12 protein-coding genes are annotated in these 16,079 nt (G+C 45.2%); 5 read left to right on the top strand and 7 right to left on the bottom strand.

Annotated features, from left to right (window positions below):
- Positions 1-44: 44 nt before the first annotated feature.
- Positions 45-3,371: a two-partner secretion domain-containing protein gene (locus QUB10_RS14780; RefSeq protein WP_333203202.1), complete on the bottom strand. Its 3,327-nt coding sequence runs from the start codon at positions 3,369-3,371 to the stop codon at positions 45-47.
- A gap of 323 nt (positions 3,372-3,694) precedes the next feature.
- Between QUB10_RS14780 and QUB10_RS14775 the strand changes: the two genes are divergently transcribed.
- The 4 genes from QUB10_RS14775 to atpC all read left to right on the top strand — a co-directional run bounded on the left by QUB10_RS14775 (position 3,695) and on the right by atpC (position 7,247).
- On the top strand, positions 3,695-3,922 hold the full coding sequence (locus tag QUB10_RS14775; protein WP_333203200.1) for a hypothetical protein: 228 nt from the start codon (positions 3,695-3,697) through the stop codon (positions 3,920-3,922).
- 358 nt (positions 3,923-4,280) lie between these two features.
- Positions 4,281-5,099: a PEP-CTERM sorting domain-containing protein gene (locus tag QUB10_RS14770; RefSeq protein WP_333203198.1), complete on the top strand. Its 819-nt coding sequence runs from the start codon at positions 4,281-4,283 to the stop codon at positions 5,097-5,099.
- A gap of 119 nt (positions 5,100-5,218) precedes the next feature.
- The gene (atpD, locus tag QUB10_RS14765; RefSeq protein WP_333203196.1) at positions 5,219-6,676 is read left to right on the top strand and encodes a F0F1 ATP synthase subunit beta; all 1,458 of its coding nucleotides are present in this window, start codon (positions 5,219-5,221) and stop codon (positions 6,674-6,676) included.
- 163 nt (positions 6,677-6,839) lie between these two features.
- Complete coding sequence (gene atpC, locus QUB10_RS14760; RefSeq protein WP_006635885.1) at positions 6,840-7,247, top strand: ATP synthase F1 subunit epsilon; 408 nt, start codon at positions 6,840-6,842, stop codon at positions 7,245-7,247.
- An 89-nt stretch (positions 7,248-7,336) separates the two neighbouring features.
- Here atpC and QUB10_RS14755 read toward each other — a convergent pair whose 3' ends face one another.
- A complete protein-coding gene (locus tag QUB10_RS14755) occupies positions 7,337-7,636 on the bottom strand; it encodes a DUF7734 family protein (RefSeq protein ID WP_333203194.1) in 300 nt (99 codons plus the stop codon).
- 633 nt (positions 7,637-8,269) lie between these two features.
- Between QUB10_RS14755 and QUB10_RS14750 the strand changes: the two genes are divergently transcribed.
- Positions 8,270-11,665 (top strand): ATP-binding protein, encoded by a 3,396-nt coding sequence (locus QUB10_RS14750; RefSeq protein ID WP_333203192.1) that lies wholly within the window; start codon positions 8,270-8,272, stop codon positions 11,663-11,665.
- A gap of 48 nt (positions 11,666-11,713) precedes the next feature.
- Here QUB10_RS14750 and QUB10_RS14745 read toward each other — a convergent pair whose 3' ends face one another.
- The 5 genes from QUB10_RS14745 to QUB10_RS14725 form a co-directional block, all read right to left on the bottom strand.
- Entirely contained in the window at positions 11,714-11,986 is a 273-nt protein-coding gene (locus tag QUB10_RS14745; protein ID WP_333203190.1) for a peptidoglycan-binding domain-containing protein, read from the bottom strand.
- Positions 11,987-12,207: 221 nt separating this feature from the next.
- A complete protein-coding gene (locus QUB10_RS14740; RefSeq protein ID WP_333203188.1) occupies positions 12,208-12,489 on the bottom strand; it encodes a peptidoglycan-binding domain-containing protein in 282 nt (93 codons plus the stop codon).
- Positions 12,490-12,878: 389 nt separating this feature from the next.
- The gene (locus tag QUB10_RS14735) at positions 12,879-14,333 is read right to left on the bottom strand and encodes a hypothetical protein (RefSeq protein WP_333203186.1); all 1,455 of its coding nucleotides are present in this window, start codon (positions 14,331-14,333) and stop codon (positions 12,879-12,881) included.
- Positions 14,334-14,597: 264 nt separating this feature from the next.
- Positions 14,598-15,218: a DUF3177 family protein gene (locus QUB10_RS14730; RefSeq protein WP_333203184.1), complete on the bottom strand. Its 621-nt coding sequence runs from the start codon at positions 15,216-15,218 to the stop codon at positions 14,598-14,600.
- A 400-nt stretch (positions 15,219-15,618) separates the two neighbouring features.
- Positions 15,619-15,855: a Calvin cycle protein CP12 gene (locus QUB10_RS14725; RefSeq protein ID WP_333057930.1), complete on the bottom strand. Its 237-nt coding sequence runs from the start codon at positions 15,853-15,855 to the stop codon at positions 15,619-15,621.
- Positions 15,856-16,079 lie beyond the last annotated feature (224 nt).

Below are 16,079 nucleotides of genomic sequence, written 5' to 3'. Positions count from 1 at the left end.
CTATATATTGATTCCATGGCTTTATGCCTCCCAATTTAAAACTATTAAATTTGTCTAAATATCTGCGGAATGTGGGTTGCACCTGTAATGTTTCCATCGACTGCAATTGTGCCAGCTTGCATTGTGACGGGGAAATTAAAAGTAACACCAGCGGGGTCAATTGCGAGATCCCCCGTCCCATCCGTGCGCCCGATAATCATTTGGGAAAACCCAGTGATGATGGGAGGCGCGAGTTCAGCACTGCTGAGATTCAAACGAGCGTCCTTAGTATTGCCGCCCACAGTAATATCTAAAGTGGGAGTAAGCGGCTCCAACTGGATAGTCCCAGTCCCTTTAACTTGACTTGTTCCTGGCAATTGAATTTCATCGCCCGTCAAAGTGACCTTGCCGCCTAAACTCGCCTCAATTACACTCTGGGTGAGGTTAATTGCAATGGAATTGTTGTTAGCCTTTCCCGTGAGGCTAATATTACCCGTTCCCGTAGCTTGCACCCTGTCACGAAGATCGGTCGCTGCTAAGTTAATCCCGTAGCTGTTAAATGCAGTCCCTACACCGGTACCGGTTAAAACAATATCTCCATTCTCTGATCGTACCGTGCCCTCGCTGAGCGTGATGCCGGAATTACTCCCCGTCCCTGCACTGCCCGTCCCCGTCAACGTCACCTTTCCCAAGGCTGCGGTTTGGACTGTACCAGTTATAACTATGCCCTCGTTGGTAGTCCCAGCCCCACCGCCTGTACCAGTCACACTGACATCTCCAGAGAGCGCTTTCACTGTGCCGCTAACAAGTCGTATCCCTTGATTGCTATCAGTCCCATTGCCCCCAACACCGCTGAGAGTCACATTCCCGGTGCCTGTGGACTCCACCACCGATGCCGTTGCCGTTATCGAAATGCCCATGTTGTTGCCCGCGCTCCCCTGGCCTGTTCCAGTTAGGGCAATATCTCCATTCTGGGATCGGACTATGTTCTTATTACTACCAGCAACATTTGGTAGAAATATATCTATCCCTTTATTGCTTTCCGTGCCATTTCCCCCCGTGCCGGTGATGGTGACAGTCCCGTTCCCCGCCGTTGACTCCACTGTAGAGCTGTTTAGATAAACGCCGGTGTTTTCATTTAAAGTTCCAGCACCTTTACCCGTCAGGCTGACATTTCCCCCAGCCGATCGCACTATACTCGTGTTGGTAATAGATATCCCTCGATTATTAAATGTCCCGTTGCCGCCAGTACCGTTGAAAGTAATACTTCCTGTTCCGAGCGATTCCACTGTACTGCTGTCAATAGATATCCCTTTATTACCATCTGTCCCGTTCCCGCCAGTACCGTTGAAAGTAATACTTCCTGTTCCGATCGATTCCACTGTGCTGGTGGTATTAATGTTAATCCCGTTGTTGCCGTTTCCAGTTCCGTTACCTGTGCCAGTCAGGGTGATATTTCCATTAGCTGAAGTCACCTTAGATGTACGTGTAACAACAATACCTTCATGGGGGGTGAATACGCTGCTGCTCCTGCCAGTACCATTGAGGGTAATATTCCCGCTGCCAATAGTTTGTAGTGTGGCGCCCGAAATCAAAATACCATTATTCTTTCCTGTCGAAGCTTCTCCACCAATACCATTTAGGTCAATTTTTCCACTTCCGGCATTAATTGTGCTGTTCTGGATATCGATTCCCGGCCCGAATAAACTATTCCCCTGACCATTACCCAGGAAATTACCACCATTAGTATCGATCGTCGAACCTACGATACTGACAGCACCACCGTTTAGATTATCACTATCAGCATTCAAAGTAATATTCCCTCCCTGAGTGGTGATACTGGTATTATTAATATTAATATTATTATTAGCAGTCAGAGTCAGGGAATTACTATTAGCCCAAGAGATCGGCGCGCTGACGGTAATATTACCTTGATTAGGAAAATCCGACGCAGTGGAAATAGTCACATTTCCCAAACCTAACTGTGTTTGCAGCGTCCCATTATTAATTGTAGAAGTACCCGCCGAGGGCGTAAATGCTCCCCCTGCTAAAGTGCCGCCTGCATCCGCACCTTCGATAATAGTGATATCAGTAGGATCTAACAATAAAGTTCCAGCAATCCCAAAGGTCGATCGCAAATCAACTAATCCTTGAAAATCCAGCGATTGCTTTCCAGACACTTCCGCAAAGCCGCCATTCCCAGAAAACAAGCCACCTCTGGCAGTAATATTGCCATTAAAGCGAGTAGTTTCATCCGCCCAAACTATGACTCGCCCGCCATTCCCATTACTAACAGCATCAGCATTAATTGTGGAATCGCTGCTAACAAAAGTCCGCGAAGCATTGGGCACAGTCCCCAAACCCTGATAATCTCCGCCAATCAGTACAGTACCGCCACCGTTAATCCCAGAAGCATCGATATTGCCTGCAATAACTCCTACTTTGTCGCCTAAAATATTTACAGTACCGCCAGTATTGCCAGAGACATTGATACTGCCGGATGCGATCGCCGTTCCCGCAGTTACCGGCACAGCAGCATTCCCTGTCAACACAACTTCCCCATTGGGATTTACCGTCAAACCCGTTGCCTGTGCCACACCTTTTCCAGTCAGCAACTCCGGCAAAGATAACACTGGCTGCGTCCAATTGTTGGGCAGCGAACTTTGATTTGCTGTCGGCTGAATATCCAAGCTCAATAAATTTCCAGCTTGACTAATTCGCACCAAATTGCTGCCCGGTACGGCGCCGATCAAAATATTGCCGCTAGGCGCAGTTACCTGACCAGTATTGACAACCGTACCGCCAATTAAACTTAAACTTTGGCCTGGTGTCACCGTCAGATTGCCTGCATTAATTATGCTTCCCCCTGGCAAATTTGTAAACGCAAAACTATTCGGTGTCCCGATGAAAGTTGCCCAATTGTTATTGCCGATCGCACTAAACCACTGATTATTACCAAAACCAATCCCTGTCGCCGTAGTAGCATTAAAAGATCCCGGCACGTTGAGACTGGCATTCGGCCCGAAAATTATGCCAGCAGGATTCATCAAAAATAAATTGGAATTCCCGCCCGTAACTTGAATTAAGCCATTTATTAAAGAAGGATTACCCCCAGTAATCCTTCCCAAAATATTTTGAATATTGGGATTAGTCAGAAAGTTAGCCGTTTGAGCCTCGCTGAGGCCAAACTGAGTAAAACTGTGAAAAAGATTAGCCCCATCTCCGCTGAAAGACCCCCCGGAAATGTCGTAGCGGTTGCCGTTGGGAGTAACAACTGTGTTAGTGCCGTCCGCTGCGGGGGCGATGGGTTGCGCGTTGGCCGAACCCGCCGCTGCACTCAGCCAGCTAACAATGAATAACCATCCGAGCAAATGTAGTTTGTTGGGTGTCATTGTGTTTAAAGATTGTGCTTAAAGTGCGATCGTATTTATTTCTCCTCTTTTTACTCCTAAAAATTCCTCATGTCAATAGGAGCCGCCTATTTTGGGTGATCGAGTAATTAGGACTAAAAAAGGAAATGTATGTTTTTAATTACTATGATTTACGTAAAAGCAGTTTTTTTTACTAGGAATCAGGCGCCGGAAATGAAACTTGGATTCTTTTTTTGACTTGCACTGCTTCCCTGACCCAATTACCTTAAAAAACCGGGTTAAAGCGTCCGGGACTGTGGGGAAAAATATGGCACAGAACGCGAGGTTTAGGGGTTTAAAAAACTATGAATTTTAGTCAAAAGTACGTAAGTACCGATCGCCTGTTATACAGCTTGCTTAGAGGGGCAAAAAACTCGCTCAAATCCCTACTCGCGGTCGTCCCCGCTTCTTTCTCCATCGGCCGAGCAGCTTGCAGCCCGCTTTCAGGAGCAACGAACCGAACAGCCGACTTTCTCTCAAAAACTTTATATTTTATGGATGAACTTTACCAAAACTTCATAAAGCTAGAGTAAAAATTTTATGTATTTTTGATGAAAGCCAATATTTGCAAGTCTTGCACTCAACTTTAGACAGTTACTAAAACGAAGTAAATATAGTAGGTTGGAAGTCTAGGCAGGATGAAAATCTTGCTGTTACAGATTAAACTGTGTCAATCTGGTGTCAGTGAAAACTCTTAGAAGAAGCACTCATTTACTCCAAAACACCCTTAAGTGAGATCTGTCTGTAGATTCACTGGTGTGGAGCCTCTTCTTTAGGTTTGACGATCGTCCTAAATATCGCAGGCTCGCGATCGTCTATTCGCGTCACGGCAACATGGCATTTAGGGCATTTTCGGCCTTACTACCTAACAATACAGGAGGAATCAGGGTTATGACTACCTTAACGCTAGTCAAAAAAACATCTTTTACAGTCGCCAGCTTGGCAACCACAATGTTGCTCAGCATCTGCACGCCCGTCCGAGCTTTCATGTTTGGCACGGACGGCATCCAGTTTGATCGAGATACCAATATAAACTTTACATTCGACCAATCTCACGGCAATTACCAGTCGAGCTTGTGGGTAGCCCAAGCTGAGTCAGGAAACACTGGCTACAGCAACATCGCCAGACTGTTTTACGAGAGCCAACCCTCAGATAACGGCAGCGCCAATGAATGGAAGGGAAGCTTCGGCACGGCTGTCACCTCCGACAACGGCTCCATCACCCAAACCGTCACATTTTTGAAGGATCAAATTTATGCCCTGCTGCTGTGGAGCGACACGGGTAGCGGCACACCTTTCGAGCAATACGTCTCGTCGAGTACCTTCATGAACAGCCCCCAGTGGTGGGCCGCCAGCAGCCAGTTCCGAAGAGATGAATGTCTAGTGACGGGATGTCAGCAAGCCGTGTTTGGTAACTTTATGCTCGACTACAACTCCAACGGCTCATTTACCAACATCAACGGCGGTAAAGGCCCAGAGCAATTTTCATCCGTCACAATAGGCCAACTGGCTCAGGGCATACAAATCTCCTTCGACGATGCAGGAGGAGGAAACGACTTGGACTTCCAAGACTTCAGCGTGTCGGCTGAGTTAGTCCCCGAACCAGTCCCCGAACCAGTCACACTATTCGGGACTATCCTGGGGATCGGGGCTTTGGCTGCAGCTCGCCGGAAAAAAAGCGAGGGCAGTAACCATAAAAATGACTCTTAACCAGCCCCATACAAATCTAAATAGTGCGTCTGTTCAGTGGTAATCTGAGGAATAGCATTTCTAAATGTTAAGACTTTTTCCATAACGGGAAAAATAGCATCCTAACAAAGGCACTATTCATGGTATCCACCGCAACAAAAACGAACGTAGGCTACATCACCCAAATCATTGGGCCGGTTGTAGACGTAAAATTCCCAGGCGGCAAACTGCCCCAAATCTATAACGCTCTCACGATTTCCGGCAAAAACGAAGCAGGTCAAGACGTTGCCGTTACCTGCGAAGTTCAACAACTGCTCGGAGACAGCCAAGTGCGTGCAGTTTCCATGAGTACCACCGACGGCTTGGTGCGTGGCATGGAAGTAGTAGATACCGGGGAAGCAATCCAAGTTCCCGTCGGCATCCCAACTCTGGGCCGGATTTTTAACGTCATCGGCCAACCCGTAGACAACCTCGGCCCGGTCAATACTTCCGAAAGTATGCCCATCCACCGCAACCCGCCGGCTTTCACCGAACTGGAAACCAAGCCTTCGGTGTTTGAAACTGGGATCAAGGTGATTGACCTGCTCGCCCCCTACCGTCGCGGCGGCAAAATCGGTTTGTTCGGCGGCGCAGGCGTCGGCAAAACCGTGATTATGATGGAACTCGTGAACAACATCGCCAAGGCTCACGGCGGCGTGTCCGTGTTCGGTGGTGTGGGCGAGCGCACCCGCGAAGGTAATGACCTCTACAAAGAAATGATCGAGTCGGGGGTTATTAACGAAGAAGACCGCAGCAAATCAAAAATTGCTCTGGTTTACGGTCAAATGAACGAGCCGCCTGGTGCTCGGATGCGCGTGGGCCTGTCGGCTCTGGCAATGGCCGAATACTTCCGTGATGTCAGCAAGCAAGACGTGCTGCTGTTCATTGACAATATCTTCCGGTTTGTGCAAGCGGGCTCTGAGGTATCGGCTCTGTTGGGTCGGATGCCTTCGGCTGTGGGATATCAGCCGACTCTCGGTACAGACATGGGCGACTTGCAAGAACGGATTACTTCGACTACCGAAGGTTCGATTACTTCAGTTCAAGCTGTGTACGTACCTGCGGATGACTTGACTGACCCCGCACCGGCTACGACTTTTGCTCACTTGGACGCTACAACTGTGTTGTCTCGCGGCTTGGCTGCGAAGGGGATTTATCCTGCGGTTGACCCACTGGATTCTACGTCTACGATGTTGCAAGTTAGCGTTGTCGGCGAAGAACACTATGGTGTTGCTCGTCAGGTGCAGTCTACTCTGCAACGCTATAAGGAATTGCAAGACATTATTGCAATTTTGGGCTTGGACGAGCTGTCGGAAGATGACCGCTTGACAGTTTCTCGCGCTCGCAAAATTGAACGCTTCTTGTCCCAACCGTTCTTTGTGGCGGAAGTGTTCACAGGTTCCCCTGGCAAGTACGTCAAGCTGGCAGACACCATTAAGGGCTTCCAGATGATTTTGGCTGGCGAACTTGACGAATTACCGGAACAAGCTTTCTATTTGGTGGGCGATATCAACGAGGCGATCGCCAAAGCTGAAAAAATGAAAGCTGACGCCAAGTAATTTTAGTCATTGGTCATTAGTCATTGGTCATTAGTCATTGGTCATTAGTTGTTAACTGTTAACTGTTAACAACTAAGTGACTGATGATGGCCGACGGCTGACTAATGACTAATTACTAATGACTGCTGACTGCTGACTAATGACTAATGACTAAGGACAATTTATGACATTAACTGTGCGCGTAGTGGCCCCCGACAAAACTGTTTGGGATTCTAATGCTGAAGAAGTAATTCTGCCGAGCACCACAGGCCAACTGGGTATCTTGAGCGGTCACGCTCCAATGTTGACAGCTTTGGATACCGGAGTGATGCGCGTCCGTCCCGGCAAGGAATGGGTGTCTATTGCTCTGATGGGTGGCTTTGCAGAAATCCAAGAAAACAAAGTTACTATTCTTGTCAACGGCGCTGAAAAAGGCGAAACCATTGATAAAGAAGCTGCTCGTACTGCTTACACCGAGGCAGAAGCTCGTTTGGAAAAGGCTACTAGCGGCACTTTGCAAGAGCAAATTCAAGCTAAGCAAGCAATCAAACGCGCGAGAGCTCGTTTCCAAGCTGCCGGCGGCACGCTCTAGCGCTAAGGATAGGAACACGGCTTTTGTAGTAGGGACACAACATTGTTGTGTCCCTACTGTTTTTCTCGCGTTGTGTCCCTAATGTTTTGCTAAACTCCCGCCTCGGACAATAGAGATTGCATTGTTTCCCAAGATAACCCCTGCTGAAGATAGCGGGGGTTATTTGGATTGTAGGGACTCTGGAGCCGATCGATACTGATGATTTTTGCTTCCTCCGGCAAAACAGGAACCTCTGGATCGAAAGCGGTCGATCGCGTCAGAGAGCTAGAAAAGCCTTTAAAAATAGCAATTTCATCGAATTCGCCGTCAATTTCGGCCTTGACGATTAAAACTTCGTGCGATCGTTTTACCGTGTATTGTTCCAAGCGACGAGCAATAGAGTCAGCCATAATAGATAAGTTGGTGAGGATTAAAATTTAACCTTTCGCCCGGTCTAGGAGTAACTGCCCACAATAAAATTGTGCCAGATGTGAGATATAATATACCTTGATTTAGTAGCCACTTTCAGAGACTGCTAGCCAAGTATTTAGCCAATTATTTATCTTTAATCGACCTTTTTTAACCTATCCAACGACAAGGAGCTTTTCAGAAAATTGTACTCTTACTTTACACTCGATACAAAACAGCGTTTCCATTGTCATTAGCATTAATTAAACAATAATTGCTTCTCGGCTCTATCGAAAAACAAAATATGTACCGATTTGTCAATCTCATCATGGTAAAAAGTAAAAAATCTGCGGTGTCGGTGCTTGAAATGTATGAAACTGAAACCCAACATAACATTTTTATTGTAGCCGGCCGCACATTTATCTGCTACTCATCTCTATTTGAATCGGTTTAGGGAAATGTTGAACTGCCAAGGCTAGAATTGTCCAAGATACCTGGAAAGCCCGTTTTCTGGTCTCCCAGCTCAATTTATCTCATTTTGTTCAGCAATTCTCTGTCAAAAGTGTTTACAACTATTAAGACTGGTGGAGCTTTGAACCGAACATAAACTAATAATTTTAAGCTAAATTACTGCTATGTCAAATCTTTCTCTCAACCGTTTAACTGCTAAACTTTCAAGAAAAGTTACCCTGCGAACCGTACTCATAGTTCCGTTTGTCTTGCAAGTATTTGCAGCGGTGGGTATTGTGGGATATTTATCATTTAGGAACTCTCAAAGAGCAGTGAATGACCTTGCGGCTCAATTGATGGGGGAGGTGAGCAATCGCATTGAGCAAAATTTGAGAACTTATCTGGAAACTCCGCACCAAATCAATCAAAGCAAGCTGGATGCAGTGAAACTGGGTTTTGTGAACATGAAAGACTTGTCAGCTTGGGAAAAATATCTGTGGCGGCAAGTGCAATTATATCCTTATATCAATTTTACATCGATCGCTAATTCAGATGGAGAATATCGCACTGGCGAAAAGATGTCTAACGGCACTTTATTGATTAACGCATCGGGCCCATCTACAAATTTTGATTTTTATTCTTACAATACTAATGATAGGGGCGATCGCACCACAGTAGCCGCCTCGGTCAAAAACTTCGACATCCGGCAGCACCCTTCCTACGCCTATGCTGCTCTAGCAATCAAACCAACTTGGAGTTCAGTTTATATATCCTTCCTAGAACCCACATTGATTCTCAGCGCGCTGCAACCAGTTTACAACAGCCAGAAACAGCTAGAAGGAGTATTAATTGCTGCGTTGCGTCTCGACAGTATCGGTCAATTTTTAAACAGCCTCAAAATAGGTAAATCCGGTCAAACTTTTATTATTGAAAGGAACGGCACGCTGCTGGCAACTTCCACACCCGAAAAACCTTTCCGCACCCAAAACGGTCAAAAAGAACTGTTTAAAGTTACAGAAAGCAGCGATGCAGTAACGCAAACTACAGCTAAATATTTAGAAAATCACTTTCAAAACTTGCACCAAATTACCAAATCGGAACAACTCAATTTTGAGATAAACGGGAAGCAGCAATTTTTAAAAGTCCTGCCATTCCAAGATGACAAGGGTTTAGATTTGTTGATTGTCGTCGTCGTTCCAGAAGCCGACTTTATGCAACAAATCCATGCCGGCAACCGAACTACAGTGTTGCTATGTTTGGCAGCTTTGGGCATGGCAAGTGTGTTAGGAATTCTCACTTCTCGCTGGATTATCAAACCTCTTATAAAATTAAAAAATGCAGCAATAGCTTTATCTGAAGGAGAATTTGACCAAACTGTAAAGCTCGATCGCTCCGACGAGTTGGGCGTACTTGCCGCTGCTTTTAACAGCATGGCAGCACAACTGCAAACATCTTTTACTGCCTTAGAAACTAAAAATACCGAATTGCAGCGACTCGACAAACTGAAAGACGAATTCTTAGCCAATACTTCCCACGAACTCCGCACTCCCCTCAACGGCATTATTGGGATTGCAGAATCTTTAATAGACGGTGCTACCGGACAACTGCCAGAATCCACAAATTTTAACTTAGCTTTGATTTCATCATCTGGCAAAAGATTGTCTTCTTTAATTAACGATCTTCTGGATTTTTCGCAGCTCAAACACAAAACAATAGAACTACAAATTAAGTCCGTCGGGATTCGAGAAATAGTCTCTGTAATTATCACTTTGTCTCAGCCATTAGTAGGCAAAAAAAACTTGCAGTTGATTAACTCAGTTGCTCCTGAATTGCCGCCAATAGCAGCCGACGAGAATCGCTTGCAGCAAATACTTTACAACTTAATCGGCAATGCGATTAAATTTACCGAAAGTGGTCGAGTAGAAATTTCCGCAGAATTAGTAACGGGCAACGCACAATCACCCCTTAATTCCCAATTAGCCATTAATGTATCTGACACCGGTATTGGCATCCCCGAAGATAAATTAGAGCGAATTTTTGAATCCTTTGAACAAGCTGACGGTTCCACTGCTAGAGAATATGGCGGCACTGGTTTAGGGTTAACTGTTGCCAAGCAATTAGTGGAATTGCACGGAGGTAAAATTTCGGTATCTTCAACTGTTGGCGTCGGTTCCCAATTCACCTTTACTTTGCCCGTATCTGAGAGTCAGCCGGAATTTAGTAGCATACATCCGCGTTTAACCGAGGGTTCTCCCATTTTAATTAATCCTGCATTTGCGGGCAAATCCTCTATAATAAATTCTCAGCTATCAGACAATAGCGACTTGCTAGAAAGTGAAAAATTAAAAATTTTGGTAGTTGATGATGAGCCGATTAATATTCATGTCATCATCAACAGTCTTTCTGTAGAAAACTACAAGATTACTCAAGCGAGCAACGGCTTAGAAGCTTTAAACCTGATGGAATCAGGATTTAAGCCAGACTTAATTTTACTCGATGTAATGATGCCGCAGATGACGGGTTATGAAGTGTGTCGAGAAGTTCGCAAAAAATACTCGCCTTTAGAAATGCCGATTCTGATGCTGACGGCTAAAAATCAAACTACTGACTTGGTAGAAGCTTTTAACTTAGAAGCAAATGATTATGTAACTAAACCTTTTATAAAAAAGGAATTGTTGGCGAGAATTAACACGCAAATTCGCCTAGCCAAACTGAATGCAGCCTACGGCAGGTTTGTGCCACACGATTTTCTAAACTTGCTGGAAAAGCCGAGTATTATTGAAGTAAAATTAGGCGACAATCAGGAAAGAGATATGACAGTGCTGTTTGCGGATATTCGCTCGTTTACGGCGCTTTCCGAAAATATGACACCGCCTGAAAATTTTGCATTTATTAATACTTATTTGGGAAAGGTTAGCCCTGCAATCAGGAAAAACAACGGGTTTATTGACAAATACATTGGTGATGCAGTCATGGCACTGTTTCCTACATCTCCTGATGATGGTGTACGAGCAGCAATTGATATGCAGAAAGAAGTGAATATCTACAACCAGCAGCGAGAAAAAAATGGCTTGTTTCCGATCGCGATCGGCGTTGGTTTGCACGCGGGCAATTTGATGTTGGGTACGATTGGCGAGCGAGAACGGATGGAAAGTACGGTGATTGCTGATGCAGTGAATCTCGCGTCTCGTTTGGAAGGATTGACAAAGGTTTACGGCGCGGGCATTCTAGTTAGCGGTGCAATTATCGATCGCCTAGACGATCCAGAAAAATATAAGTACAGATTTGTCGATCGAGTAACGGTGAAAGGAAAGACAAATGCTGTGTCGGTGTTTGAAATTTACGATACAGAACCAGAGCAGAGCATTGTACTCAAGCAGCAAACTGCGGAAGTTTTTCAAGAAGCTCTCAATTTTTACTACGAGCAAAAATTTGTTGCCGCCCAAAAAGTATTTCAGAATATTTTACAAATCAATCCAGACGATCGGGTAGCAATGCTGTATTTCAAACGAGCTCGCAAGTATCGAATGTACGGAGCCCCGGAGGGGTGGTCCGGCGTGGAAACTTCGACGGAGAAATAGGGCGCACACTGCACGCCCTACTCTCTTTAAAAGATGCTTGCACAAACTTTAAAATATAGTTGTACAAACTCCCAATTTATTCCAAGTTTTAGGGCCGACAATGCCATCAGCAACGATTTGTTGTTGCTTTTGAAAATTGATGACTGCTTGTTCGGTTTTCGGGCCGAATCCTCCATCAGTATTTAAAGAAAATCCCTTGGTGTTCAAGAGTCGCTGAAGGTAGCGAACGTCCTCATTTTGGGTGACACCATCGTTGCGTTTGAGTAGGGGAAAATAACGGCAGGAAGGTAATTCAGTGCGAATGGCGTTTGTGGTTTGCATGGTTTGATTCTCCATTGGTTGTTTGCAAGTGGTTTGAAAGCAGAGAAGTGCGGGAAAGATGTTAATTAATAGTCCTGGATGCACTTTTGACGGGCACAAACAAGGTTTGAGCTTCGCTCAACCACCAGATTTTTTAGCGTTTCTGGGGGCGTAAAGGAAGTATTGCTGTGAAAAAACCCAGTTTCTTGCTACCCGTGCGCCTAGGATTAGTTAACTTGGATTTAACATCCAGGTTCACCTGTATAACAAGCGCCTAATAGACTCCAAGTTTGAGGGCCGACAATGCCATCAACACCAATCTGATTTTCCTTTTGAAATCTGATGACTGCTTGTTCGGTTTTTGGGCCGAAGAATCCATCAGTTGCGACGGGATATCCGTTTTCAACTAAGGATTGTTGGAGATAGCGGACGTTTTGATTGGCAGTGGTGCTATTATTTCGTTTCAGTGTGGGCAGTGAAGAGCAAAGAGGTAATTGAGCGTAAATTGAATTTGTGGTTTGCATGGTTTGATTGGGGATTAGTGGTTTGCAAGTCGTTTGAACTTGCTATTCCCCAGTTGTAGCTGTGGGGGGAAGTGCTTTAACAGTCGCTTTTTATAGTGACGCTTATTTGAGGTAGCTCAGATGAGTGACAGGCAGCTATCAAATCCGTTTTGTACAAATTAATTGTCAAAGGCAAACAGCAGCGAATTTCCATTTTTTATTAACTTTTAGCATCTTTGCCGCAAGCCCCACACCATACCTGTAGGGCTGTTGGTGTCGGGACGGATAGGCAGATTGACGTAGGGAAAGCTAGGCAATCAATCCTGTCACGGTGTAATCGCTCCACTGTTGTATAAGCTGAGTAAGGGTCTTTTCTATAGAGGAGGAAAAAATACTGTATTTAAAGCTAGTTAACCATTTGAGCGAAAAGGGCGATCGGGAAAATTGGTTTGGGGTTGCGACTTTAACTTAGAAGTGATATCGTAGTATCGGTAGATAGTAGACTTCCGGCTGTCAAACAACTTGAGAATTGAATCAATGACAATTTCTGTAACTATCGGGTTAAAGTCGGAAATAAACTCGTCGGCGTTGAGATTTTCTCGAAAAAATTCCTTAGCTCGATCGCACTGATAGCGCATTTCGTCAAAGCCAACAATTTTTACCACAAACGTTGTCAGGGGCGAACTCTCCAAATCGGTATTAGAAGTGCTTTTAGCCCGCCCATTTTCTAATAAATTCAATACTTCCGCTTCTAAACTAATTTTAGGTTTATAAGGTTTCTCTATTTCTGGAAAAAAGCTTTCCAGGCGCACGCAGTTAGGAACTTGAGCCGGAATTCCTCCCATCATCATCGCCAGAGAAACCTCAATCCCCAAATCCGAAGAAAGAGCTTCTAGCAGGGCTAGGGCAGACAGTTTGCACCCCAAATAAAGCTTCGCAATTTCGAGATTGTACTTAGCAGTAGTTTCCCACCGCTGATAGGTGCGATCGTCTGGATATCCCTCAAACTGTCGGAAAATTATTTCTGGCTTGAGATAATTCAGAAAACCTTCCATCTTCACCAAAGCAACTCGGTAGTCGCGAACCGTGTAAAAACCCCAGCAGATGAGATTGTGATTGGTTTCCGGCAGTAAATTCCAGGTATTTGCCAAAAAATGGGCTGAACTATGGTGAGCAAAACTCATCACATCCCGGTTAGAGATTCGCACAGCTTTTTTGACCGTTTCCCGTATTTCCTCGTCCGTTAAACTGAGGTTAAACAGGCTATTTATTGCTTGCAAGCGCTCATAAAGGCGCTGGCTTACCGTTACTCCCGAATCGGCGAGGCGAAAAGGAATGGTTGCTTCAATGCAGCCTGCAATTTGAAGCAATTGCTCGCGTTTGAGAAATGGTTCTAGAGATTTTGCTGCTACCACAGCGCTGAGAAATTCGTTTTGTCCGGCGAAAGGATTGAGGACTTCGCCCGGTTCAAAATTGAATACCAGCATTACCATCTCGAAGATAGCATCCGCTGGCAGTTCAGATTGATCTCGAATTTGTAGTTGTTGGTTAACCTCTTTTGCAACAGGAGTGATGTAGTAGCTGACGTTAAAGTTAATGCTGCGATCGACTTGCAGGTAGACGGTATCGTGAAATAAAGCTGCCAAAACCTCGATCGCGTCTTCATCTCCCCCCACATCAAAAATATGTTCGGGAGTGTGAAAAAACCGCCAGGGCCCCATCATCGGCTGAACAATGAGTTCGGCAATCCGAGCGAGTTCACTTGGTTCGACTTTTGCTTCCAGGCGATCGATCGCCCAAATCAGCCTGTCTAAGCACTGTAAGTAGGCTTGTTTGCTATCCATCACAGTCTTTCCCAATAACATTACTGTCAGTCGATTTTAGATTTTAGATTTTAGATTTTAGATTTACTCCACAGATGAATCTGGAAGCTTGAACCTTAGTCTAAAATTGTTAGATATCCACGACTGGAGTCCACGGCTTGTATCCGTTTTTGGGCGGGTCACGTCAGCCACCCTGCTGTTAGTTTGATTTGGTTCTAGATCCGGCGGTTTTTATTTGGGATTTATGAGCTTTTTGTGGAATACTTTAGCTGCCATTTAGGAGGGAAATACTAACTTAAACTAAACTTAATTTCCGGTAGCTGACCTCCCCTGTTTTCCGAGTCTAATTAGCACAAAATATGACAAGTAAATTACATAGATTGCTAAACCTATCAGACCCAACAATCCCAAAAATTGAGGGTTTGCCGTAGGGTGAAACATTTGTTTGTACAGCCAAGGTGGATCTAACCAAACGCGGCAAAAAGGTTCGTCAATTATCTCAATTTGAGATTTAAAGGCACAGCTTAAGAAGGGAAGTTGAGCTAGTGCGCCCAAACCGCTGTAAACAGTAATTGCCCACCGCCAAGCTGTAAAAGCCAGTTTCAGGGGCGACTGCGGTCGATCGGCAATTTCTTCGTTTAAATCCTCCCAAAACCACAGACTAGCAGGAATTAATGCCCTCCCAATCACCGACGATACAAAGCTCACAGGCAGCGCAGCCATCATCAGGTAAAGTGTAATTGCCAGCAAACTCGCCACCCGCCAATAAATAATCGACAAACGGACGATCGCCTCAGCTTTTGCCACAACAGCCCAAATCAGCACTACCAGCGGGATCGAAATTGTTAATAACACAGACAACCGATAATCCATCCAGACTAGCGGTTGAAACCAAGGCCCGGTGGCTGCCAATAAAAGACTCAACATCTTTGGGAAAATATACTCACTTATTTGTCACAAATTTTACTACAAAAATGCTAAAAAATCAGCAACCAGAACAGGGTCTTAATGTTTTAGTTACTGCTACATTTTCTAAGGTACTTGGCGCGCTTTGAAGGCTACTTGAGACACGATAGACGGCAATATGCTGGGTTAAAACTGTTTATTCCTCAAATCTCGCCTTCCCATCCCCCTAACCAAGGCGCGCCACAGCAAATTATTGTCCCCCTTGGTTCGGGGAGTGGGGAGAAGCTGCCTGATTTTAACCGTATTGGGATAGAGGGCCAATCTCGCCATTATTTCAAGGCTCAACCTCTAAAATAAAATTCTCCCGCGCCAAAAGTTAGATTTCGGCGCGGGAGGGAAGGCATAGAGCTAAATGGCTCGTTTATTCCTCGTAGATGCGGCACTCAGCAGCGTCAGGATTGTCGTCGCAAAATTTTTCAAAGGAATTCTTAGGTTTGACTTGCTTTTGGTGGGAAGCTTCTGCTTGCAGTTCTTCAACTGCGTCCCACGCCGCCGCGCATTCCCCGGAAGTTGCGCCCTTGAGGTCACAGACGGTACGAGCGCTTTCTAGTTCTTCTTCAATTTTCTCTTGGATGTTGACGGAGGGTGTTGTTGTCATAAAACTTGTTGGTAGGAAAGTGTAGGAGAATATGGTTGTCCCCGACCTATTTCTAGGTAATGTTAGCACGGGCCTTTGTTTAGTGAGCTTGTTCGGCTAACGGCACGTCCTTAACCCAAATAAAGATGTTTAACCGTTAACGACAGAGCAAGGGACTAGCTAAGCAGCCGCTTGGTGTCATAACTCAAAAAACGTAGACTTCTAAAGTATACGGCGGGTCAACT

It is taken from the genome of Microcoleus sp. B5-D4, from assembly GCF_036705145.1.
Classification (GTDB): domain Bacteria; phylum Cyanobacteriota; class Cyanobacteriia; order Cyanobacteriales; family Microcoleaceae; genus Microcoleus.
Note: the sequence above shows the minus strand (reverse complement) of the source record. Positions and strands in the feature narration are given on the sequence as shown.